Origin of the sequence: Binatus soli (SeqCode), assembly GCF_050015535.1 — a bacterium.
Classification (GTDB): domain Bacteria; phylum Desulfobacterota; class Binatia; order Binatales; family Binataceae; genus Binatus; species Binatus soli.
Map to the genome: position 1 here is coordinate 67035 of NZ_JBEKBF010000014.1, position 20259 is coordinate 87293.

Annotated in this window: 19 protein-coding genes; 4 read left to right on the forward strand and 15 right to left on the reverse strand. The window is 61.2% G+C overall.

Annotated elements, in window-relative coordinates:
- Nucleotides 1–71: 71 nt before the first annotated feature.
- Nucleotides 72–791 carry a tyrosine-protein phosphatase gene (locus ABR989_RS12125; protein WP_428128846.1) on the forward strand — a complete coding sequence of 240 codons (720 nt, stop codon included), beginning with the start codon at nt 72–74 and terminating at the stop codon, nt 789–791.
- Between the two features lie 35 nt (nt 792–826).
- On the opposite strand, the gene ABR989_RS12130 is transcribed toward ABR989_RS12125, so the two are convergent.
- From ABR989_RS12130 to uvrC, 12 genes are all read right to left on the reverse strand, one after another.
- Entirely contained in the window at nt 827–1984 is a 1158-nt protein-coding gene (locus ABR989_RS12130) for an acyl-CoA dehydrogenase family protein (RefSeq protein ID WP_428128848.1), read from the reverse strand.
- A 6-nt stretch (nt 1985–1990) separates the two neighbouring features.
- A complete protein-coding gene (locus ABR989_RS12135) occupies nt 1991–2395 on the reverse strand; it encodes a cobalamin B12-binding domain-containing protein (protein WP_428128851.1) in 405 nt (134 codons plus the stop codon).
- 3 nt (nt 2396–2398) lie between these two features.
- Nucleotides 2399–4033, reverse strand: a complete 1635-nt coding sequence (locus tag ABR989_RS12140) for an acyl-CoA mutase large subunit family protein (RefSeq protein WP_428128852.1) — start codon at nt 4031–4033, stop codon at nt 2399–2401.
- Between the two features lie 12 nt (nt 4034–4045).
- Complete coding sequence (locus ABR989_RS12145) at nt 4046–5191, reverse strand: acyl-CoA dehydrogenase (protein ID WP_428128855.1); 1146 nt, start codon at nt 5189–5191, stop codon at nt 4046–4048.
- Nucleotides 5192–5547: 356 nt separating this feature from the next.
- Entirely contained in the window at nt 5548–6561 is a 1014-nt protein-coding gene (locus ABR989_RS12150) for a hypothetical protein (protein ID WP_428128857.1), read from the reverse strand.
- 76 nt (nt 6562–6637) lie between these two features.
- Nucleotides 6638–6958, reverse strand: a complete 321-nt coding sequence (locus ABR989_RS12155) for a helix-turn-helix domain-containing transcriptional regulator (protein WP_428128860.1) — start codon at nt 6956–6958, stop codon at nt 6638–6640.
- 15 nt (nt 6959–6973) lie between these two features.
- The gene (locus ABR989_RS12160) at nt 6974–7276 is read right to left on the reverse strand and encodes a HigA family addiction module antitoxin (protein ID WP_428128862.1); all 303 of its coding nucleotides are present in this window, start codon (nt 7274–7276) and stop codon (nt 6974–6976) included.
- A gap of 15 nt (nt 7277–7291) precedes the next feature.
- On the reverse strand, nt 7292–7570 hold the full coding sequence (locus ABR989_RS12165; protein WP_428128865.1) for a type II toxin-antitoxin system RelE/ParE family toxin: 279 nt from the start codon (nt 7568–7570) through the stop codon (nt 7292–7294).
- A gap of 785 nt (nt 7571–8355) precedes the next feature.
- Nucleotides 8356–9279, reverse strand: a complete 924-nt coding sequence (locus tag ABR989_RS12170; RefSeq protein ID WP_428128867.1) for a nucleotidyl transferase AbiEii/AbiGii toxin family protein — start codon at nt 9277–9279, stop codon at nt 8356–8358.
- The gene (locus tag ABR989_RS12175; RefSeq protein WP_428128869.1) at nt 9269–9682 is read right to left on the reverse strand and encodes a DUF6088 family protein; all 414 of its coding nucleotides are present in this window, start codon (nt 9680–9682) and stop codon (nt 9269–9271) included. Before ABR989_RS12175 ends, ABR989_RS12170 begins: the two co-directional genes overlap by 11 nt.
- Before the next feature lie 169 nt (nt 9683–9851).
- Nucleotides 9852–12461: a DNA internalization-related competence protein ComEC/Rec2 gene (locus tag ABR989_RS12180; RefSeq protein WP_428128871.1), complete on the reverse strand. Its 2610-nt coding sequence runs from the start codon at nt 12459–12461 to the stop codon at nt 9852–9854.
- A 152-nt stretch (nt 12462–12613) separates the two neighbouring features.
- A complete protein-coding gene (gene uvrC, locus ABR989_RS12185) occupies nt 12614–14734 on the reverse strand; it encodes an excinuclease ABC subunit UvrC (protein WP_428128873.1) in 2121 nt (706 codons plus the stop codon).
- Nucleotides 14735–14927: 193 nt separating this feature from the next.
- Between uvrC and ABR989_RS12190 the strand changes: the two genes are divergently transcribed.
- Nucleotides 14928–15770: an SDR family NAD(P)-dependent oxidoreductase gene (locus tag ABR989_RS12190; RefSeq protein ID WP_428128876.1), complete on the forward strand. Its 843-nt coding sequence runs from the start codon at nt 14928–14930 to the stop codon at nt 15768–15770.
- Between the two features lie 107 nt (nt 15771–15877).
- Here ABR989_RS12190 and ABR989_RS12195 read toward each other — a convergent pair whose 3' ends face one another.
- Complete coding sequence (locus tag ABR989_RS12195) at nt 15878–16885, reverse strand: aldo/keto reductase (RefSeq protein ID WP_428128879.1); 1008 nt, start codon at nt 16883–16885, stop codon at nt 15878–15880.
- A 370-nt stretch (nt 16886–17255) separates the two neighbouring features.
- Nucleotides 17256–17711, reverse strand: a complete 456-nt coding sequence (locus ABR989_RS12200) for a hypothetical protein (protein ID WP_428128881.1) — start codon at nt 17709–17711, stop codon at nt 17256–17258.
- 262 nt (nt 17712–17973) lie between these two features.
- Here ABR989_RS12200 and ABR989_RS12205 point away from each other — a divergent pair, with 262 nt between their 5' ends.
- Nucleotides 17974–18885, forward strand: coding sequence for an outer membrane protein assembly factor BamB family protein (locus ABR989_RS12205; RefSeq protein WP_428128884.1), 912 nt, complete (start codon nt 17974–17976; stop codon nt 18883–18885).
- A 281-nt stretch (nt 18886–19166) separates the two neighbouring features.
- Complete coding sequence (locus ABR989_RS12210; RefSeq protein WP_428128886.1) at nt 19167–19667, forward strand: 4Fe-4S dicluster domain-containing protein; 501 nt, start codon at nt 19167–19169, stop codon at nt 19665–19667.
- Between the two features lie 44 nt (nt 19668–19711).
- Here the strand turns inward: ABR989_RS12210 and ABR989_RS12215 are convergent, their stop codons facing one another.
- A complete protein-coding gene (locus tag ABR989_RS12215; protein ID WP_428128887.1) occupies nt 19712–20164 on the reverse strand; it encodes a pyridoxamine 5'-phosphate oxidase family protein in 453 nt (150 codons plus the stop codon).
- Nucleotides 20165–20259 lie beyond the last annotated feature (95 nt).

The window sequence follows — 20259 nt, forward strand, 5'->3', positions numbered from 1 at the left end:
GCGGGTTCGCATTTTGTCGGCCCCGCTCGCCCTGTTAAACTTGCCGGAGAGAGACGCGCACGGCTAATCCCTTGCCGAAAAACAAGAACAAGACCGAAGGCGTGGCCGAAGAGCCGCGCGTCGTCATCGACTTCGACCTGCTGCGCACCTACGCCGCGCAAAATTTCCGCGACCTCGGTGGCCATCCCGCCGCCAATAGCCGTCGCGTCCGCGCCAGCCGCATATTCCGCTCATCCCATCTCGCCGAAGTTCCACCTGAAAGCCCCATCAGCCGGCTCAAGCTCCGCACCCTCGTCACTCTCCAGAGCCGCGCCGAAGTGAAACATATGGGCGCGCCCGAGCCCGCCTCGCGCCGCGGCGTGCGATGGGAGCACATCCCGATGGGCGACGAATGGTTCAACGACGAGGGCTACACGGAAATTGCCGCGCAATCCGGCCGCGATCATCTGGCGCTCGTGATGCACTTTCGGCGCGACTGGCGCCGCTTCTTCAAACTGCTCGCCGAGCGCGACGTTTACCCCCTGCTCTTCCATTGCTCCGCCGGCCGCGACCGCACCGGGGTCGGCGCCGCGATGCTGCTGTCGATGCTCGGGGTCGATCGCAATCGAATCGTCGCCGACTTTCTCGAAAGCAACCTGGTCTATCCCAAGCTTCCGCTCACAGCCGAGCAACTCGATCCGGTCTTCGAACTCATCGACGAGAACGGCGGTATCGAAGGTTTCATGCGCGAGGTAATCGGCCTCGCGCCCGGCGAACTCGCCATCATTCAGGAAGATCTGCTGGAAGATTGACTGCGCCGCTTCCGGCAAGCAGTCCAAGCGAGCGGTCAAGCGGGCAGGTAGCCTTCGCGCAGCAGCGACTTGGCGATGATCATCCGCTGCACTTCGCTGGTGCCCTCGCCGATTTCCGAGAGCTTGGCGTCGCGCATGTAGCGCTCGACCGGGAAATCGGTGACGTAGCCGTAGCCGCCGTGGATCTGCACGGCTTTGATCGTTGACCACATCGCGGTTTCCGACGCAAACAGCTTTGCCATCGCGGCCTCGCGCGCGAACGGCCTGCCCGCATCCTTGAGTGCGGCGGCGCGGCAGATGAGCACCCACGAGGCGTCGATTCTGGTCGCCATGTCGGCGAACATCCACTGGATCGCCTGGAACTCGGCAATTTTCTTGCCGAACTGGCCGCGTTCGAGCGCGTATGCGCGGGCTTCCTCGAATCCGCCGCGCGCGATTCCCGCCGCGAATCCGGCGATTCCGATTCGCCCGGCTTCGAGCACCTTGAGCGTCTGTCTGTACCCGGCGCCGAGTTCGCCGACGAGGTTGCGCGCCGGCACGGTGACGTTGTCGAAGATAACTTCGGCGGTATCGGAGGCGCGCAATCCCAGCTTTTCGATTTTCTTTCCGTTCGAGAGGCCCGCCGTGCCGCGATCGACGATGAATGCCGACACGCCGTCGCGTCCCCGCGAATTGTCGGTAATCGCCATCACGACATATACGTCGGCAACCGTGCCGTTGGTTATAAACATCTTGGAGCCGGTGATCGAATAGTTGTCGCCGGCCCGCGTGGCCTTCGTGCGCATCGCGGCCGCGTCCGAACCGGAGCTCGGCTCGGTCAGGCACCACGCGCCGATCTTCCTGGCCTGGAGCATCGCGGGTACGTAATGCTCGCGCTGCTGGTCGGATGCGAAACCGGCGATGTGCCCTGTCGCGAGCGACATATGCGCGGCGCACGTCAGGCCGATCGACGCGTCGTAACGCGAGAGCCCTTCGACAACGAGTACCTGAGAGAGGGTGTCCGCGCCGCCGCCGCCGAATTTTTCCGGGAATGCGACGCCGAGAAAGCCGAGCCGGCCGAGCTGCTCGACGATGTGCCGTGGGAAGGTCTCCTCCTTGTCCCACTTGGTCGAATGCGGCTTGATTTCGCGCTCGGCGAAGTCGGTCAACGTTTCGCGGATGCGCCGCTGCTCTTCGGTAAGATCGAAGTTCATGGCAACTCAACTGCGAGGGGTGACATTCTCGCGCACCCACTTGACGATGTCTTCAGTTGACGCGCCGGGGGTGAAGATTTGGCGGACGCCCATCTGCCTGAGCTTGACGGCGTCGTCGTCAGGAATAATCCCGCCACCGAAAACCGCGATCTCGCCGGCGCCGCGCTCCTTCAGCAGGCGCATCACTTCGGGGAACAGCGTCATATGCGCGCCCGAAAGTACGCTCAGCCCGACCGCGTCGGCGTCTTCCTGCACGGCGGCCTCCGCGATCATTTCGGGCGTCTGATGAAGCCCCGTATAGATGACCTCGAAGCCGCCGTCGCGCAGCGCGCGCGCGATAATCTTCGCGCCTCGATCGTGACCGTCGAGTCCCGGCTTTGCGACCAGAATTCTGAGTCTCTTGTCCGCCATCGCCTAAATCCAGCCTGGGTCTTTGTACACGCCGAACTCGGCGCGAAAGATATCGGAGACCTCGCCGACGGTCGCGTCGCGGCGCACCGCCTCGCAAATCGGTTCCATCAGGTTCTCGCCGGAGCGGCACGCCTCGGCGACGCGGGCCAGCGCTTCCCTGACGGCGGCCGAGTTTCGCTCGCGCTTGACCTTGCGCACGCGCTGAATCTGCCGCTCTTCGATCCCGGCGTCGATCTTCAGCGTCGCGATCGGAATTTCCTCGGGAATTGAATACTTGTTCACCCCGACCACCGTCTTGATTCCCTGCTCCAGCTGGCGCTGAAAGTGAAACGCGGCCTCCGCGATCTCGCGCTGGGGATAGCCCGTCTCGATTGCCTTGACCATCCCGCCCATCTCGTCGATGCGCCGGATATAATCGTTCGCCTCGCGTTCCATCCTGTCCGTCAGCGCCTCGACCGCGTAGCTGCCGCCGAATGGATCGATCGTATTGGTCACGCCAGTCTCTTCGGCGATGACTTGTTGCGTGCGCAGCGCGACCATCACGGCCTGTTCGGTGGGCAGCGCGAGCGTCTCGTCCATCGAATTGGTGTGCAGCGACTGGACTCCGCCGAGCACTCCTGCCAGCGCCTGAATTGCCACGCGAACCACGTTATTGGTCGGCTGCTGCGCGGTCAGCGACGCGCCCGCGGTTTGCGCATGCGTGCGCAGCATCATCGATTTCGGATTCATCGCGCCGAAACGGTCCTTCATGATTCGCGCCCACATCCGGCGCGCGGCGCGGAGCTTGGCGATCTCTTCGAGAAAGTCGTTGTGCAGATTCCAGAAGAACGACAGCCGCTGCGCGAACTCATCGATGCCGAGCCCCCGCTTGATTGCCTCATCGACGTAGCAGATGCCGTCGGCAATCGTGAATGCGAGTTCTTGTACGGCGGTCGAGCCTGCCTCGCGGATGTGGTAGCCGGAGATCGACACGGGATGCCAGCGTGGAACTTTGCGGGCGCAGAACTCAATCATGTCGGTGACGATTCGCAGCGCCGGGCGCGGCGGGCAAATCCATTCCTTCTGCGCGATGTACTCTTTGAGCATGTCGTTCTGAATGGTTCCGCCGACGCGCTCCCACGGAATTCCGTTGCGCTCAGCCACCACCAGGTACATCGCGAGCAAAATCGACGCCGAACAATTCACCGTCATCGAGGTGGTGACTCTGTCGAGCGGAATTCGATCGAACAATGTCGCCATGTCGCAAACCGTCGAGACCGCCACACCCTCGCGTCCCACTTCACCGAGCGCCCGTTCGTGGTCGGCGTCGTAGCCCATCAGCGTCGGCATGTCGAACGCGGTGGAAAGCCCGTCCTGGCCCTGGCCGAGCAGGAAGTGGAAGCGCGCGTTGGTGTCCTCGGCAAGGCCGAAGCCGGCGAACTGGCGCATTGTCCAAAACCGTCCGCGATACATCGAGCCGTACACACCGCGTGTGTACGGAAACTCGCCGGGGTTGCCCAGCGCGTCGTCGTACGAGCCGGTTACGTCGTCGGGCGTGTAGAGCGGGTCGAGTTCCATGTCGGACACGGTCGAGAAACGGACCGGGCGCTCTCTGGCCTGCTGGTAGGTCGTCTCGAGCCATTTCTTTTTGTTGCCCACAGTGCGCGACCCTCACCGGTTTTCGAGCACGCTGCCCGCGATTACCAGGCGCTGAATCTCCGACGTTCCTTCGTAAATCTCGGTAATCTTGGCGTCGCGGAAAAAGCGCTCGACTTTGAACTCCTTGGTGTAGCCGTAGCCGCCATGAATCTGGACCGCCTCGGTCGCGGATTTCATCGCGGTTTCAGCGGCGAACAGCTTTGCCATCGCGGATTCTTTGGTGCATGACTCGCCGCGATCTTTCAGCGTGGCGGCGCGATGCGTCAGCAGACGGGCCGCGTCGATCTCGACCGCCATGTCGGCGAGCTTCCACTGAATCGCCTGGTACTGTGCAATCGGCTTGCCGAAGGTCAGGCGTTCATTCGCGTATTTCAACGACGCCTCGAGTGACGCGCGCGCGATTCCGAGCGCTTGAGACGCGATACCGATCCGGCCGCCGTCGAGCGTTTTCATGGCGACCTTGAACCCCTGCCCTTCCTCGAGCAGCAGATTCTCGCGCGGCACGCGCATATCCGAAAAGCTCAACTGCGCGGTATGCGCGCCGTGAATTCCCATTTTGTCTTCGACCCGCGTGACCGCCCATCCGGGGGTATCGGTCTCGACGGCAAACGCGCTGATCCCGCGATGCCCCTTGTCGGGCTGCGTCATCGCAAACACGATCGCCACCTTCGATTGCGGCGCATTGGTAATAAAATTCTTGGTCCCGTTGATCACGTACGAGTCGCCGTCGAGCACCGCGCGCGTCTTCTGACCCGCCGCGTCGGAGCCGGCTTGCGGTTCGGTCAGGGCGAAGCATCCCAGCCACTTGCCGGTCGCCATCTTCGGCAGAAAATGATTTTTTTGCCTGGCGGTGCCCAGCCCCAGAATCGGCCACGACGCGAGCGAGCAGTGCGCCGACATTATAACCGCCGTCGAAGCGCATTCGACCGCGAGTTCCTCGAGCACGAGCGAATAGGCAACGTGGTCGAGGCCCGCGCCGCCATATTGTTCGGGAAGGAATATGCCGAGCATCCCGAGCCGGGCGAGTTCGTCGATCGCTTCGGCAGGATATCGATGCGAGCGGTCAGCCTCGACGCCGATCGGTCCAAGCTTCTCGCGTGCGAAGCGGCGGGCAACGTCGCGGGCGCCGCGTTGCGCTTCAGTGAGTTCGAGATCCATCCCGCTCCATATGTAGCTTAGAGCGATGGGCCGGGTCGATAGAAACGCTCGCCCGTTGGCACGAGCCCGTTGGGCGCCCGTTGGCACGGGAGGCCAGTATTAGGAAAGGAAAACAGGGCGCACTGAACGACTGTTCAGACTGGCCGCTCCGACGACCCGGCGCGGTTTCCGACTTTTGAGCGAGGATTGGTCGCCCTGGATTGCGCTCGTGCGGATGCGGGAGCGGCGGCCGGACTGCCGTTCGATTTGAAGCGGGGCATTTGCAGAGCGTCAAGTTTCCAAAGGACGGGTGTCTGATAGCCGTCCTGGTCTGATAAAGTCGGCTTGGCGGAAGCGTTGTTTAATCCGCGCCAATGCTAGAAATAGGGAGTAGGTTTTGGCGCCGCCACGCCGACGACATCGGGCGACATTCGAGCGTTCGAGGTCGCGTACCGCGCCCATATTGCCATATGCGATCTCGCCGCAGTATACATCGCGAAATCGATCTTGTTGATGAAGGCGTAAACATTGGCTGTTGGTAGCTCATCCAACGTAGTCAGAAGAACGTCCAGGGGCACCCCGGGGTCCATGTGCCCGATGAGCTTGTTCCGCACCTTCCGAAGAGAAGTGTACGCACTTTTGTAAGCAACATCTGCGGCGAGAAGGTTGAGGGGCGCCGGGTCGCCGATCCCTTCGCGTATCATGACTTCACGTAGGCCGTCGATCGAATACGGGTTGACGGTGTCCTTGATGATGCAGTCGGCCATGTTGGCTGCATGCAAAACGAGATCGAGCTTGGCGTGCCGGGTGGATGCCTTTAGGTCCGCATCCGGGTGTAGGTCTTTGAACAAATACATGGCCAAGGTCATCAGAGATTTTGAGCTGTTGTAGCGGTAGAAGCACCCTGCCAAGTCGTCCGACGAGATTTCGTGCACTTGCGCACCTGTGAAGCACAAAAAATTATTGGTGACGCGGAATCCGGATATTTCTTCATCATAGAATTTCTGAAGAATCAGCGTCGCGAGAGCGTTGAATCTCGGCGATATAGTGGGATTGGAAAGTTCGGGCATATTCAGATTAGGGGGCCAAGTCGCGGGGTGCTCCGCAATGAATCGAATCAGCGGTTCGATGGCGGCATCGCGTATCTCTTCGGTGGCAGTGTAGCCTTGAAAGAAGTCTGACTCCTGCTTGTGAGCTAACAGAACGTTTCTGATCTGGCGCTGACGCGCATGGGCCCGGTTGCCAACCAGGTCTTCGAAGGCCATTGCGTTGACGATGATCCGAAACGCCAAGTAACGCCGAACGGCATCATCGGGAGCCAAGTGGATCATGGTGTTGTAGAGAACCGAGCCCTCGTATAGAAACAGTTTTTTCCGTTCGAGGTCAGTCATGCTTCTTCCGATTGCTGTTGTTCAATAATAGATGCGATTTCATCGTTGAATGACGACAAGAACCTGCCGCTCATCTTTACGCACGCGAGGCTTTGACCTCGAAGCGTAGTCCTTCGCGGCGCTGGAGGAAGCTGACGATCTCGAAGAGATTGTCGGCGCGCGGGTTGCCTGCTGGTCCCAGCATTCGCATGAGGCTTTTGGAAGGGATGCGTGTGGCGGCGGCGAGATCGGTAAAGCCCACGGTCGCGTTGATGTAATCGCGCAGGATGGTCTTCGCCGTGGCTACATCGCCGGCCAGCATCGCTTCGACTCCTTCGCGAAGAAGCTCTTTTCGGAACTTGGGATCGCGCTCGACACGAGCGCGAATGGTTTCTTTGAAATCGCGAGTGAGCGGCATGGTGTCTCCGTCTGATTAGGCGCGATGGCGAACGGGTCTTTTGACTCGCCTGACGCTGATTTCAATCCGGCGGCGGCCCACCTGGGCGAGGTCATAGTCCAATTGTATGCCAGCCCAGGTTTCAGCGCTGCTGCCAAACGCTTTGGCAAGCCGCACCGCCATCTCTGGTGAAATACCGCTCTTGCCGTTGAGCAGGTTGTTAAGGGCCTGCCGCGTGACTCCGAGCACCTTGGCGCCCTCGGTCACGGTCAAGCCAAGCGGCTCAAGGCAATCGTGCCGGACGGTCAGGCCGGGATGCGGTGGGTTCTTCATTGCCATGTCTCCATCTCCTTTTCAGTGGTAATCGATCAAATCAACATCGGTGACGTCGCCGTCCTCAAAGCGAAAAATAATGCGCCAGTTGGCGCGGATTGTGACGCTCCAGTAGCCGGCGAGGTCGCCCTTAAGCGGGTGCAACCTGAAGCCAGGCAGGTTCATATCCTCGGGCCGTGCCGCACGGTTCAAAAGTGCCAGCACGCGGGCGATTTTATCGATATGCTCGGCATTCAAGCCGCGGCGGTCGTCATCTGCGTAAAGGCGTTTCAGGCCCCGGTGTCGAAAACGTATGAGCATCTGCGATAGTTGTAAAGTGATAATTGTCGCTTGTCAACTGGTTTTTCTGAAGGCCGAGGAAAGCCGCGCCGGCTACATTTGTGACAAGCACCGGACGATTGCTCTGACCGTGCGACGCGGACACTGTGGCTGCGTTCCAGCGGCGGTGACTAATGTCGGGCGGCGGAGGGAGCGGACGGGACGAGGTGGATTGGACTGGCGGGGCGGGCGCGGAAAGTTCGCACCGTCATCCGATCCGGTGTGGCATCAACCATCACGGCGCCGTCGAGGTCGGTGCGCATCAGGAGGGCGCTCCTTTACACAAGTTCCAGCCGGAGTTGACGGCCCACGGCTATTCCGTCGCCTAACATCGTCGATCCGTCAAAGATTCCTCGATCTGATGGCCAACAGTAACTCTTAAGACGGGACACTACGCCCGCCCTGCCGCTGCCATCAGCCTGCGTGTTTCGTCTTGATGAAGTTCTTCACCATGTTCAACAGATACTGCGTTGGCTCAGGCATTGGATGGCTCTTGCCTCGCGGCGTTTGGCGCTCGTGCGCCTTATATCTGCGAGTGATCTTGTTCCAATCTTCGTGATACATTTCTTGGAACTTTGCTACGAAGTTTTCAGGTCAAGACCCCGTAGGCAAGGCTGCATTGACTGCTTCCAGCTTCTCCGCCTTTTTCAGTACGATTTGGCCTTTCGGTGAATGTTTTCTGCCCACGAACAACCTCCGCTGGCGCGGATTCTACCACGCGCCCGGTTGGAGCTTCTTGTTGGCCGCTGCTGGTCCATGCGTTCCAATTAACGCTTCGACTTCCCCGCAAGGTCTCTGAGAGTTTCGAGGCACGCTGCGTAGTCCGCGAGGTCGCCATAGACCATGTTCCGCTGAAATTCATCGTATCGCTGGCGGTAGGTGGGATCGCTCGCGAGGCTGTCTATGGCCCGTAAGGTCTCGCCTGCGGGGTTCTCACGATATGCCGGGAATTGATTCCCGTAAGCCTCGGCGTCGGCCAGCATGATTGCGTTCAGCAAGGAGGCGACCTCAACCGGATCATAGCGGTCGCGGGCGACATGCAGATCGTAAATGTGGCGCACGAGCGTATCGTCGCGTGCACGGTCGGCATTGGCAAGCTCGGCGCCCACACGCCGGGTCAAGGCGACGAATTTATCCGCTGCTGTCTCGACGATTGAGACGCATGCGATATTGGCGATCTCGGGAGGACGCTGGAAAGCCTCTGCCACGAATGAACTGACTGGCAGATCAATCGCCTGGATTCTAAGCGGCCAAACCGATATCTCGATCTGGATTTCTGGCCGCAGAGCTCCCTCTCCACGCAAAAGCGGATCGTAGGGCAAGCGGTAAATCGTGTAGCGGCTTTCGTTCCGGGATTCCCTGTACGCCGGGTTGTCAGGATCGAAGCGGAACCCCGCTGCCAGAAGCGCTTCGGTGATTGTTTCCCGCAATCGGCGCAATGCGGGGCGTGTCGGTTCAGGGTCGGAGACAATTCTCAAATCGATGTCTTCTGACATCCGGCGAATTATGCGATGAGCCCGGCTTAATGATGTACCGCCGCCGAAAACCAAACGGCACGGTGCTGTGTCGGTCGCGTTTACCGCAGCGAGCGCCCGTACGACGCGGAAGTCTTTTTCCACGAGCGCCGCGCTTGGCAATCCGAAGTGCGCCTGGACTTCCAGCAGATCCTGCAGCGTGATTTCATCGCTCAAGGATGAGTTCCGTGTTCCCGTCTCGGAGCTGGCGCGAAAAACGCCCTTTCACGCGGACAACAGGGTTGACCGGCACCTGGGTTGACCGGCCTTCGTTATAAGCGCGCTCGGCTTCGGTCGGCTCCCACGCGACGCCAAGCTTGGTGAGTGCTTGGCGTGCTGCGCCGATGAACCCGGTTTGACTGTACAGAATCGGCTTACCGGAGAGCCGAGAGATCGTCGCGCGGCCATAAACGCCGTAGCCGAGGCGGACGAGACGATCGTCGCGCACGAGACTGCGCAGGGCGCGTAGAACCTGGTCTTCACCACCGAGGTCGGTGAACTCACGAGGGAGGAACACATCGTCGCGTTTTCGAGCGATCCGTGTCTTCACTCTTTCGAGCAGTGTCTTGCGCTGTGCCATGACGTGCCCCTACAAAAACCCGACACTCATCATATGCAAAAACCCGACAACTTGCAAGGCTTAGTTTGTTAGATTCCTCTTGGTTCCTGGGGCTTTTTCTTTAGTCGAGCCATAACCCTGAACTGCTAAAGCCTACTATGCTTCATGGGCCTGAATCGGCGGTGGGCGACTACGGGACGAGGTGGATTGGAGCGGCGCCGGGGGCGCGGAAAGTTCGCACCGTCATCCGATCCCGTGTCGCATCAACCATCACGGCGCCGTCGAGGTCGGTGCGCATCAGGACGGCGCCCGCTTCCACGTAGCGTTCGACAACCACGGCCGACGGAAAATGAAAATGATTCAAATATCCGTCCGAGATGACCACAGCCTCCGGATGCACGGCGGCGATGAAGGCCGGCGTTGAGGAACTAGCGCTGCCATGATGCGGCACCTTGAGCATCGTCGCGTGAAGATCGCCGCGGTTCTCGACCATCGCGTGCTCGCCGGCCGATTCGAGGTCGCCGGTGAACAGCAATGACGAGCTTCCGAAACTGAATCGCAACACCATCGAGCTGTTGTTATGCGTCCTCGCGGCGCCGGTGCTCCCGTTGAGCGACGAAATCGCAACGCCGCCGATCGCCGCGACCGGCGCCGTATCGCCCACCTGCACCATCGGAATTCCGGCGCGCGCGAGGTCGTCCATCAGGCGTGCGTAGCTCACGTCGCGGCTCGCAACTCCCGTGGTCCAGAACGCCCGTGGCGCGAAGTTCATGGCGATAAAATCCAGACCGCCGAAATGGTCGAGGTCGGGATGGCTCAGCGCAAGGTAATCGACGCGCATGATTTTTTGCGACCATAAATATGCCGCGACAATCCGCTCACCCGTGTCGTAGCCGCCGTAGGAGCTGCCGCCATCGATCACCATCACGCGCGAGCCGGGAAATCGCACCACCGCGCCGTCGCCCTCGCCCACCGACAGGAACGTCACGCGCAGATCGGGATTGAAGAAGCGGTCGTAGGTCCAGCATCCCGCGTCAACTATCAGCACGAGCGCCAGCGCAATGGCGCATCGCGCATGCCATCCGAATCCGGGCTTGGCCGCAGGGTCGTTCAGAACGTCCTCGCGAGTCCCCTCGTCGAGCGATCGCTTTCCGGTTATCGCCGCGGCAAGCGGAGCGAGCAACCAAATCATCAGCAGCCCATAGGCGATTGCGAGTTCGAGAATCGTCGGCGTGAAGATACGGAACCATGCCAACGGCCAATCGACGAACCAGGCTGCCAGCCAGTTGCCGGCCGCAAGCGCGTGCGCGCCGAATAGCAGGATCGGGCGCGCGGCCGGCTCCGAAAAGAAACTCAATGCGGCGGCAACCAGACCGCTGATCGTGGCGCCGAATGCCATGATCGGCACCACCACGGCGTTTGCGACCAGGCCGACAACCGCAAACTGGTTGAAGTGGTACGCGGTGAGAGGAGCCGTCCCGACCATCGCCCAGAAGGACACCGCGAGATAGCCGGCAAGGGCTTCCAGAAATCGCCATCGTGGCGACGAGGGTTCGCCGGGAAGCATCCCGATGCGTTTGCGGCGCGCGAACCAGGCGGCAGACCGGCGCATCCCGAGCAGGATCACAATCACCGACGCAAACGAGAGCTGAAACCCGATGTCCGCGGTCGAACCGGGAAGCGCGACGCAAATCACGATCGCAGCAAGGGCCAACGACGCGATCGCTTCGCGAGAACGGTCGATCGCCACGGCCAGCATATACGCGAGCACCATCACCAGCGCCCGCATCGTGGACACGTGATGCCCCGCGATCGACGCGTACCCGCATACCGCCAGCATAGCGGCGATCGCGGCCACCTTGTTCGCGTAACCGCGGTTTGCCAGCCCCGGGAACAGCATCATCGCAAGCCGCACCACGGCGAAGATCGCGGCCGCCATGATGCTCAAGTGCAGTCCTGAGATAACCAGCAAATGGGCCATCCCGGTGCGCGCGAATGTATTGCGAAGCGGCTCGCCGATTTCGCCGCGATCGCCGATCACGAGCGCGCGCATCTCGGCGTTTTCAGGATAAGCAAGGTTCCGATCGAAGAACTCGCCGATCTGAGTTCTTATCGCTTCAATCCGGCTCGACGGAAAGCTCGAACGATGCCCGATGATTTGAAATCCCACCGAACCGAGCGATCCCTTCGGCGCGGTCATCGTCGCGTCAATGCCGTCGCGCGCCATCTGTCCCGCGTAGTCGAATTCGCCGGGATTCCCGTAGTTGCGGGGAAAATGAATTCGCGCGCTCAGCCTGATTTCGTCGCCCAGCTTGAAACCCCCGCCACCGAGCACCGCGATTCGGACATTGCCGCCGGACGGCAGCATAGCGCCGCCATGCTCGGCGGCTCGCTCGACCGTGATGTACAGCCGATCGCCATAAGCTTCGCGCTCGATCTCGCGATACAGGCGTCCTTCGATCGTAACGCGCGAACCGTCCGCCATCGTGGCGATGCCATGTGACTCGCGCGGCGGATCGAGCACGTTCGCAACGGCCACTGTCGCGGCCAGTGCAAGAGCAACGTACGCCGCCGCAAGGCCGAGCGTGGGTCGGGCAGCGAGAAACGCGCCGAGCGCGAATACGCCGAGCGCCAGCGCAAGCCATAGTGGAATCGCGATGTGAAGATTGCCAAGCGCATCTCCCGCGGCTACGGAGATTGCGACCGCGTAGATCGGCGCAATCCGTTCAAGCAGGCTGAATGCCGGGATCGGAGGTAAAATCTCGCTGGGCCTGATCGAGTGCAGTCCGACAGGCCGCAATGCGGCGCGTTTTGCGGAAAGTGCTCCCGCAGCGATAGCTAGGCACTCCTTTGCGCATCAGCGGCGGCGTGAGGTCGATGTTGACTTGAAGATTATGCGCCGACACAAGCAAGTAGCGCGACCGACGATGTGTGCTCTGGGGAACTTTCGCGTCAATCGCGGGCGGGTGCGTGATTGGCTCGCGCGCCGGCGTTATTGGCGGGAATGGCGGATGAAGCGAGTGGAAGAGGCGGTTGGTCGGCGGATTCTTCGACGTCGAGCAGCGCAGTCATTTCGTCGAGATGCCGGCGAATCTCGGCGGCAAGTTCGCGATTGAGTCCCTTCACCGCCGCAATCTCGTCGGTGGTCGCCTCGCGAATCCGTTTGAGACTCCCGAAATGACGGAGCATCGCGCGCCGCCGGACCGGGCCGACGCCGTCGATATCGTCGAGGACCGAGCGCAGCCGTGCGCGGCGCCTTAGTTCGCGGTTGTAGGCGATCGCGAATCGATGCGCCTCGTCGCGAATCCTCACGAGCAGGAACAGCGCGGTCGAATTTTTCGGCAGGACGATCGGATCCTTGCGCCTGGGAACGAAGACGCGCTCCTCGGATTTCGTCACTTCTTTTTCGCGCCGGTCGTTCAGAACATGCTGCTTGGCCAGCGACACGCAATCGATGTGATCGGCAAGCTTGAACTCGCGGATCACTTCGAGCGCGACGTTCAGTTGTCCCTTGCCGCCGTCGATGACCCACAAGTCCGGGTATTCGTTTTCGCGCACCGCGCGTTCGAGCCGGCGCTTCAAGACTTCGTACATGCCGGCGAAGTCATCCTGGCCTTCGAAACTGCGAATCCGGTACCGGCGGTAGAGATTCTTTTGCGGCTCGCCTTCGTCGAAAGTCACCTGCGACCCGACCACCATCGAGCCCTGCAGATTCGAGATGTCGTAGCATTCCATCCGCTTGGGCGTGTTGCGCAGACCCAGCTTGGCGCGCAGGTCCTCGAGCATCCGCTCGCGGGTTTTTTCGTTGTCGCGCCGCGAGGCAAAGCTTTGGCGCGCGTTGTCCATCGCCATTTCCAGCAGACGGAGCTTCTCGCCACGCTGCGGCTGAAACACTTCGCATTTCTTGCCGCGCCGCTCTGAGAGCAGCTCTGCGCGCACGGCGGCATCCTCCAACTCGACCGGCACGATCACTTCGTCGGGGATATTGCGCGCGCCCGAGTAATACTGAGTCAGCAGATCGGAAAGAATTTCGTGAACCGGAAATTCCAGGTCCTGAAAGCTCCATCCCTGGGTGCTGGTCAGCTTTCCGCCGCGGACGATCAGGACGATCGCCTCGATGAAGCCGCCCTCGCGGTAGATTCCGAACACGTCCTCGTCGATTCCCCAGTGATGCAGGACGGTTTGCCGCTCGACGGTTTTTTCGATCGCGCGCACGCGATCGCGGACCCGCGCAGCCTGCTCGAACTCGAGGCGCGACGCGTGATCCTTCATCAGGTCGCGCATCTCGCGGAGCAGCTCGAGATTTTTTCCTTCGAGCAGCATCTGCGCCGCGTGCAAATGGCGGCCATACTCTTCGCGATCGACCGGCAAACAGCACGGCCCGAGGCACCGCTTGATCTGATATTCGAGGCACGGCCGCGAGCGGTTGCGGAACACCGCGTCGGTGCAGGTGCGCAGCGGAAAGACTTTGCGGATGACGTCGATCGTCTCGCGCAGTCCGTCGGCCGAACCGAACGGCCCGAAGTAGCGGCCGCCGTCCTTGACGATCTTGCGCGTGACCGTGATTCGCGGCCATGCGTGATTGGTGATCTTCGCGCTCAGGTACGATTTGTCGTCCTTGAGGCGGATATTGTACCTGGGCCGGTACTGTTTGATCAGATTGTTTTCGAGGATCAGCGCCTCCTTCTCGCTCGCCGTGACTATCGTGTCGAAGTCGCGCACCCGCCGCATCAGGAACCGAACCTGGAAGCGTCCGTCGCCACCCTCGCGGAAATATGCGCGCACGCGGGAGCGCAGCGACTTGGCCTTGCCGACGTAAAGTACCTTGCCGGCGCGATCGCGAAGCAGATAGACGCCCGGCTCGGTCGAGGCAGCCTCCAGCTTTTGGTCGATAGAGACCGATTCGTCCCGGACTGCGCGCGAATCGGAGGCCGCGGCCTGCCCGGTCTGCGCGGGCGCGTCCTTGGGATAATCGATCAGCGAGCCGTAATCCGGGCCGGTCGGCTCGCCGCCAGCGGGTTCAGGCGGAGTTTCGTTTGCACCGCGCTTTTCGTTTCGATCTTCCGGGCTCATCGTCGCGGCTATTATATCAATGGGGGCGCCAAGTATCCGCTGTCTTCCGAAAAGTTGCGGTCCCCCGCTTCGAGTGTCTCTCACCGGCGGCCTGGCAACCGTTACCCGCTTCAAGTCGGGGTCTGCTACTTAGCTCGATGCGTGTCACGCGCGTTGCGTGCCATCGTAATCTTTTAAGCAGAGGAAATCTGAAATGGGCAGGCTTGACGGCAAAGTGGCGGTTATCACGGGCGCGGCGAGCGGAATCGGGCGCGCCACGGCAATCAAGTTCGCGGGCGAAGGCGCGGCGGTTGTGATCGCGGACCTCAACGACGAAGGCGGCGAAGCCGCGGTCCGCGATTGCAAGGAGAACGCCGGGCGCGCGGTCTTCCAGAAGACCGACGTCTGTGCCGAAGCGGAAATCAAGGCGCTCATCGCGCGCGCCATCAAGGAATTCGGCCGGCTCGATATCATGTACAACAACGCCGGGATCGGCGGCGCGGTCGGATCGCTCGAACAAATTTCCGTCGAGGACTGGGACAAGAGTCAGGCGGTGCTGTTGCGCGGCGTGTTCCTGGGAATGAAGCATGCGGCGCCCGAGCTGCGAAAAGCAGGCGGTGGTTCGATAATCTCGACCGCGTCGATCGCGGGCATCCGCGGCGTCGCCGGACTACACGCCTACTGCGCGGCGAAGGCCGCCGTGGTGAACCTGACGCGCTCGGCAGCGTTGGAATTCGCCAAGGATAAAATCCGGGTCAATTGCATCTGCCCCGGCATAATCAATACGCCGATCCTGCATCGCAATCTGCCCGGTATGAAAGAGGCGATGGAACAATGGATGGCGAAGGGTCAGCCGATTCCGCGCGCGGGCCAGCCGGAGGACATCGCCGGGATGGCGCTCTACCTCGCCAGCGACGATTCAGAATTCGTCACCGGGCAGGCGATGATCGTGGACGGCGGACTGACGGTCGGCAGCCAGTTCGTCGACGCGGGGGGAGCCGGCATGCCGTCGGCGATCCCGCCGGCCGGCTTCATGGGCCCATCGTTCCAGGGTTGACAGGTCTGCCCCGGTGCTGCGCCTGTCACACGGAAAAACGAGGCGCGTCCGAGTGGATGCGCCTCGTTGTCTGTTGAGCCGGCGAAGGTTACGGCTTTTGCTTTTGTTCAGATGCGCGGGTAGCCGGGTAATCGCGCCTGCATCGCATTGGGATACTCGAGCGGCAACGCGCTCGCCTTGTTGAGCGCCGCGAGTTCTGCGGCCTCGAGCCGAAATCCGATCGCGCCCAGGTTCTGTTCGTTCTGCTCTTCGGTTCGCGCGCCGTAAATCACCGAGCTGACACCGGGCTGCTGATTCACCCACGCCAGAGCGACCTGCGAGATGGCACGGCCTCGTTCCTTCGCGATGTGCTCGACTGCTTCAAGGGTCGAGTAGTTTCGCTTGTCGGCGAGCCGATTCCAGAGATCCATCCTGGCCAGGCGGCTGTCCTCGGGCGGGCGCTGTCCAGAACGATACTTGCCGGTCAGAAATCCACCGCCGAGCGGACTCCACGGAATCACGCCGACGCTCTCATAGCGGCACAACGGCAGGAGTTCACGCTCGATCTCGCGCGAAATGAGGCTGTATTGGGGCTGCAGGCAGTCAAACCGCGCGAAATCGTGTTTATCGCTGACCCACAGACTCTTCATCAGTTGCCACGCCGTAAAATTCGATGCTCCGATATATCTGGCTTTGCCTTGACGCACGAGGTCGTCGAGTGCGCGCATCGTCTCTTCTATCGGCGTTTCGAAGTCCCACGAATGCACCTGGTAAAGATCGATGTAATCCATCTTCAGCCGGCGCAGACTGGCTTCGACCTCCGACATGATATGCCCGCGCGAGAGTCCAATTTGATTCGGCGCCACCGTCTTGCCCATGAAAACATTCGCGTTGAAGCGAACTTTTGTCGCGACAATCAAATCTTTTCGGCGCTCGCCGATAATTCGCCCGAGAATCTCCTCCGACGCGCCCGCCGCATAGACGTTCGCGGTGTCGACGAAATTACCGCCAGCCTCGATGAACCGGTCGAGAATTTTTCCCGCCGTAGCTTCATCTGTTTCGCGTCCAAACGTCATGCCGCCAAGGCAAAGTTCCGAAACTTTGAGTCCGGTACCACCCAATCGCCGATATTCCATGGCTTTTTCGAATCCTCCGCAACCGAGTCTAGTCCGACCATTGACGCGTGCAAATCAAAGCGTTTCGACTTTGAATAATCGCTGAAATGAATCGTCTCAATAAATGGGTGCATACGGCTCTCGCACCCATCCGGTTGAATGTTCCTCCCAAACAACCGGATTCCGTCCGCAGTGTAAGCGGACGGGTCGCTACGAACAGGCGGGCATTGGAGAGTCCCCCCCCTCTTCACATGCCCGCCATTTTTTTATTTCACCAATCTCCATCGTCGCCAGCATCGGGCATTGCACTCGGGCGAGCTGAGATCAACTCGTAAATTTCGTTCGCAAATAGCGCTTTAACCTTGACAGCGCGCGATTGCGTCGTCATAGCTCATAGCTTGATGTTCTCGCGGTGGCTCAGATGGCTGGTGGTCGCGCCGGCTGTATTGTTCGTCTTCGGAGCAATTATGCTCAGTTGCGGCGGCGGCGGAGGAGGGCCTTCGCCAACCCCCGGTCCTGGCTTTGCCCTCGATTCCATGACGATCGCAAATGGTCCCCCGGTCTCGCCCACGTTCACCCCCGCGCCGGTAGGGTCGCCCACACACACACCGAGTCGACCGACCCCCACGTTGACGCCGCGTCCCGCAGCAACCAGCACCAACGTGTCGAGCACCGGCCCGAATGCCGTACCGACCGGCGGGACGGTCGCATTCAACGTAATCGGTACATACATCAAGGGATCGAAAGTCCAGTACGAGGACATCACGGCGGGACCGACCACATTGTGGACCTCCAACAACCCCAATTCCTTCCAAGGGCCCTCATCACCCGGGGCTTTGGGCGGCATCTACACGACGGGACTTGCGGGATGCGCCTGCATCCTCGCGAGCAATTCTGGAGTGTCCAGTCAGCAGGTTGGCATCGGCGTTTACCAGGACGTCAACGCCTGCGGCCCCCCGGCCCCCCCGTCTTGCGCGTGCCCGGCGGGCGGCGGGACCATGTTTTTGTGCCCGCCTCCTCTCCCGACCGCGACGGCGACGCCGAAAGGCGGCTTAGAGCCGGCGGCTTCGGGTACGCCTGCGCGATCGGCGCGCAGTGCGGGCGTTCTGATGTGGACTTTCGATCCGGGCGCGGAGTTGCGCGGGCGAATCGCGGCCGGCGCCGACGGCTCGATATATTTCATCACCCGTGACGGCGTGATGCACGGGCTGAATTCCGCCGGCAAGGAAGTCATGCGTCGCGATGCCGACGGTCTGTCGCCGGCAGTGTTGCCCGACGGGACCGTGGTCGCGATGTCGTCCAGGTCGGAGCTTGCGGCAATCGGTCCCGACGGCGCCACGCTCTGGCGTCTCGAAATCGGCGAGAGCGCGGGACCGCTGGCCGCGACGGACCGCGCGATTTACGCATCCGCGGGCGCCGACCTCGTGTCTGTCAGCACCTCCGGCTCTCTCAATTGGCGCGTGAGCGTCGGACCAGTGACTACCGCCGCGACGACTCCGGACGGAGTCGTGGTGGGAACCTCGCGCGGCACGGTCATTGCGCTTGCGTCAGACGGCGCCGTGGTCTGGACATTTGAGCCTGATGGCGGATTTTCGGGATCGGTCGCGTATGCCGACGATGTCGTCTATGCGGGCTCGGGCGGCGGCGGCGTGTATGCGATCGATTTGCGGACCGGCAATCCGATCTGGCACGTCAACTCCGCGCATGCGGTAACCACGGGACCGGCGGTCGCTCCGTCGGGAACAATCTTCGTCGGCTCCGATACGATCTACGGTGTCTCCGCCGACGGGCAGCTACGATGGAAAGATCCGACCCTGAAACCGGGCGCGGCGGGACTGTTCGCGCTTGGCTACGACAGCGTGTTCGACGCGGCGACGGGCGACGTGGGCGCGGTGCTCACCGGCGACGGCAGCTACGTCTGGACGTCGCGAAGCTTCGGCAAGATCGCGACGGCCGCATCGTCGGCGTCGGGGATGCTGTACGTCGGAACCTCGAGCGGGCGCATCTTCGCCGTCAGATAAAATTTTTTCATTTTTTCACTCTTTCCCTCTTTGTTTTTCGTTGTTCCCCGGCGCTGTCTTAACTCGGGGCCGAGTGTCTGAGTTTGAAAACAGTGGCTTAATTTCGGCGGAAATAGACACTCGCGCGGCGATTTGGTACAAGGGAGCGCCGGCTGGGTTTGCCCCCCCTTTTCCAGTCGGCATCGGGCTGGCGTGCTATCGCGCTGGCCCGTACTTTTTCAGCGTACTTCTCTTTTCCCGGGCCGCTTGACCGGGCGCGCTGAAAAAGCGTGACTGTAAGTATGAGCGCCATCGACATCATCAAGCGCCGCCTCAAGGAACACCGTATCCCCGAGACTCCCGAAGAGGTCGGACAAAAGAAAAAGCGCCCGCGCGAAGTGGCGTTCATGGACGTGAACCTGTGCTTCCCGTGCGGCAAATGCCCCGAGTTCTGCCCGGTGCAATGCATCGAGCACCTGGCGCCCGGCTCGGTTCCGGGCCGCGGCGTGCAGCCGGTGCAGAACCGCTTTCAGGAATGCATCGGATGCTACATCTGCGTCGAAGTATGTGCGCTGCTCACGGACTACGACGCGGTCAGGATGTACGACACCAACCTGGTCGAGGAAATGTTGGGCGTTAAGATCACGGACACGCCTGCGCCAGAGCCGATTCCCGCGCAGCCTTACGAGGAATATTTTTCAGAAGGCGGACAGCATCGGCATCTCGGGAAAGGATCGCGCATCCGCGAGAAGATGAACGCCGAGGAGCGCGCGATTTTCGCGCGCGAGCGCGTCCGCGGCTGAGCGACCACTTAATTGTAGCCCTTAAAGAATGTGAACGCGGCGACCTACTTGCGCGGGGCGCGCCAGACTTCGGGCTTCTGGCCGGTCGTCATCTCGGGCAGCGAGGTCAACTCGACGCGATCGGGCGTTATCAGCATCAGGCCGAAGTCCTTCGACTCGGGACCACCGGGCCAGAACTGCGCGAGATCGTAATCGAATATCTTGCCATTCCAGATTCGCTTTTTTTCAGCCAAATCCTCAACGAACTTAGCTTTGCCTGTGACCGTCAGATGAACCATCTCGGCGCCGATCTGGTAGAAGAGTTCAACCCGGGGGTTCCTGGCGATATGGCGGGCTTTCGCCGACGTGCGCCCCGTTGCGATCCACACACGATTGCCCTCGAAGGCGGGATGCACGACGCGGACCTTGGGCTGGTTTCCGTCGGCGGTCGCGAGATACGCCCAGGTCGCCTTGGCGGCGGCTGCGTGGGCCTTGTCCCAAAATGTTGAATCGCTCATCCAAAAAAATACCTCCGCAATCTTTTCCTAACACGGCCCGGCACGGGTTTGACACCGTGAACATCCCCAATTAGTTTGAAAGTTGCGCACGGAGC

Excerpts from the sequence above, each read along its gene's own strand:
- ABR989_RS12150 (WP_428128857.1), bottom strand. The coding sequence starts at position 6,561 with ATGACTGACCTCGAACGGAAAAAACTGTTTCTATACGAGGGCTCGGTT.
- ABR989_RS12175 (WP_428128869.1), bottom strand. The coding sequence starts at position 9,682 with ATGGCACAGCGCAAGACACTGCTCGAAAGAGTGAAGACACGGATCGCT.
- ABR989_RS12165 (WP_428128865.1), bottom strand. The coding sequence starts at position 7,570 with ATGCTCATACGTTTTCGACACCGGGGCCTGAAACGCCTTTACGCAGAT.
- ABR989_RS12155 (WP_428128860.1), bottom strand. The coding sequence starts at position 6,958 with ATGCCGCTCACTCGCGATTTCAAAGAAACCATTCGCGCTCGTGTCGAG.
- ABR989_RS12210 (WP_428128886.1), top strand. The coding sequence starts at position 19,167 with ATGAGCGCCATCGACATCATCAAGCGCCGCCTCAAGGAACACCGTATC.
- ABR989_RS12200 (WP_428128881.1), bottom strand. The coding sequence starts at position 17,711 with ATGCCGCCCAAAGCCCCGGGTGATGAGGGCCCTTGGAAGGAATTGGGG.
- ABR989_RS12130 (WP_428128848.1), bottom strand. The coding sequence starts at position 1,984 with ATGAACTTCGATCTTACCGAAGAGCAGCGGCGCATCCGCGAAACGTTG.
- ABR989_RS12145 (WP_428128855.1), bottom strand. The coding sequence starts at position 5,191 with ATGGATCTCGAACTCACTGAAGCGCAACGCGGCGCCCGCGACGTTGCC.
- ABR989_RS12135 (WP_428128851.1), bottom strand. The coding sequence starts at position 2,395 with ATGGCGGACAAGAGACTCAGAATTCTGGTCGCAAAGCCGGGACTCGAC.
- ABR989_RS12160 (WP_428128862.1), bottom strand. The coding sequence starts at position 7,276 with ATGGCAATGAAGAACCCACCGCATCCCGGCCTGACCGTCCGGCACGAT.
- ABR989_RS12195 (WP_428128879.1), bottom strand. The coding sequence starts at position 16,885 with ATGGAATATCGGCGATTGGGTGGTACCGGACTCAAAGTTTCGGAACTT.
- ABR989_RS12205 (WP_428128884.1), top strand. The coding sequence starts at position 17,974 with ATGTGGACTTTCGATCCGGGCGCGGAGTTGCGCGGGCGAATCGCGGCC.
- ABR989_RS12190 (WP_428128876.1), top strand. The coding sequence starts at position 14,928 with ATGGGCAGGCTTGACGGCAAAGTGGCGGTTATCACGGGCGCGGCGAGC.
- uvrC (WP_428128873.1), bottom strand. The coding sequence starts at position 14,734 with ATGAGCCCGGAAGATCGAAACGAAAAGCGCGGTGCAAACGAAACTCCG.
- ABR989_RS12215 (WP_428128887.1), bottom strand. The coding sequence starts at position 20,164 with ATGAGCGATTCAACATTTTGGGACAAGGCCCACGCAGCCGCCGCCAAG.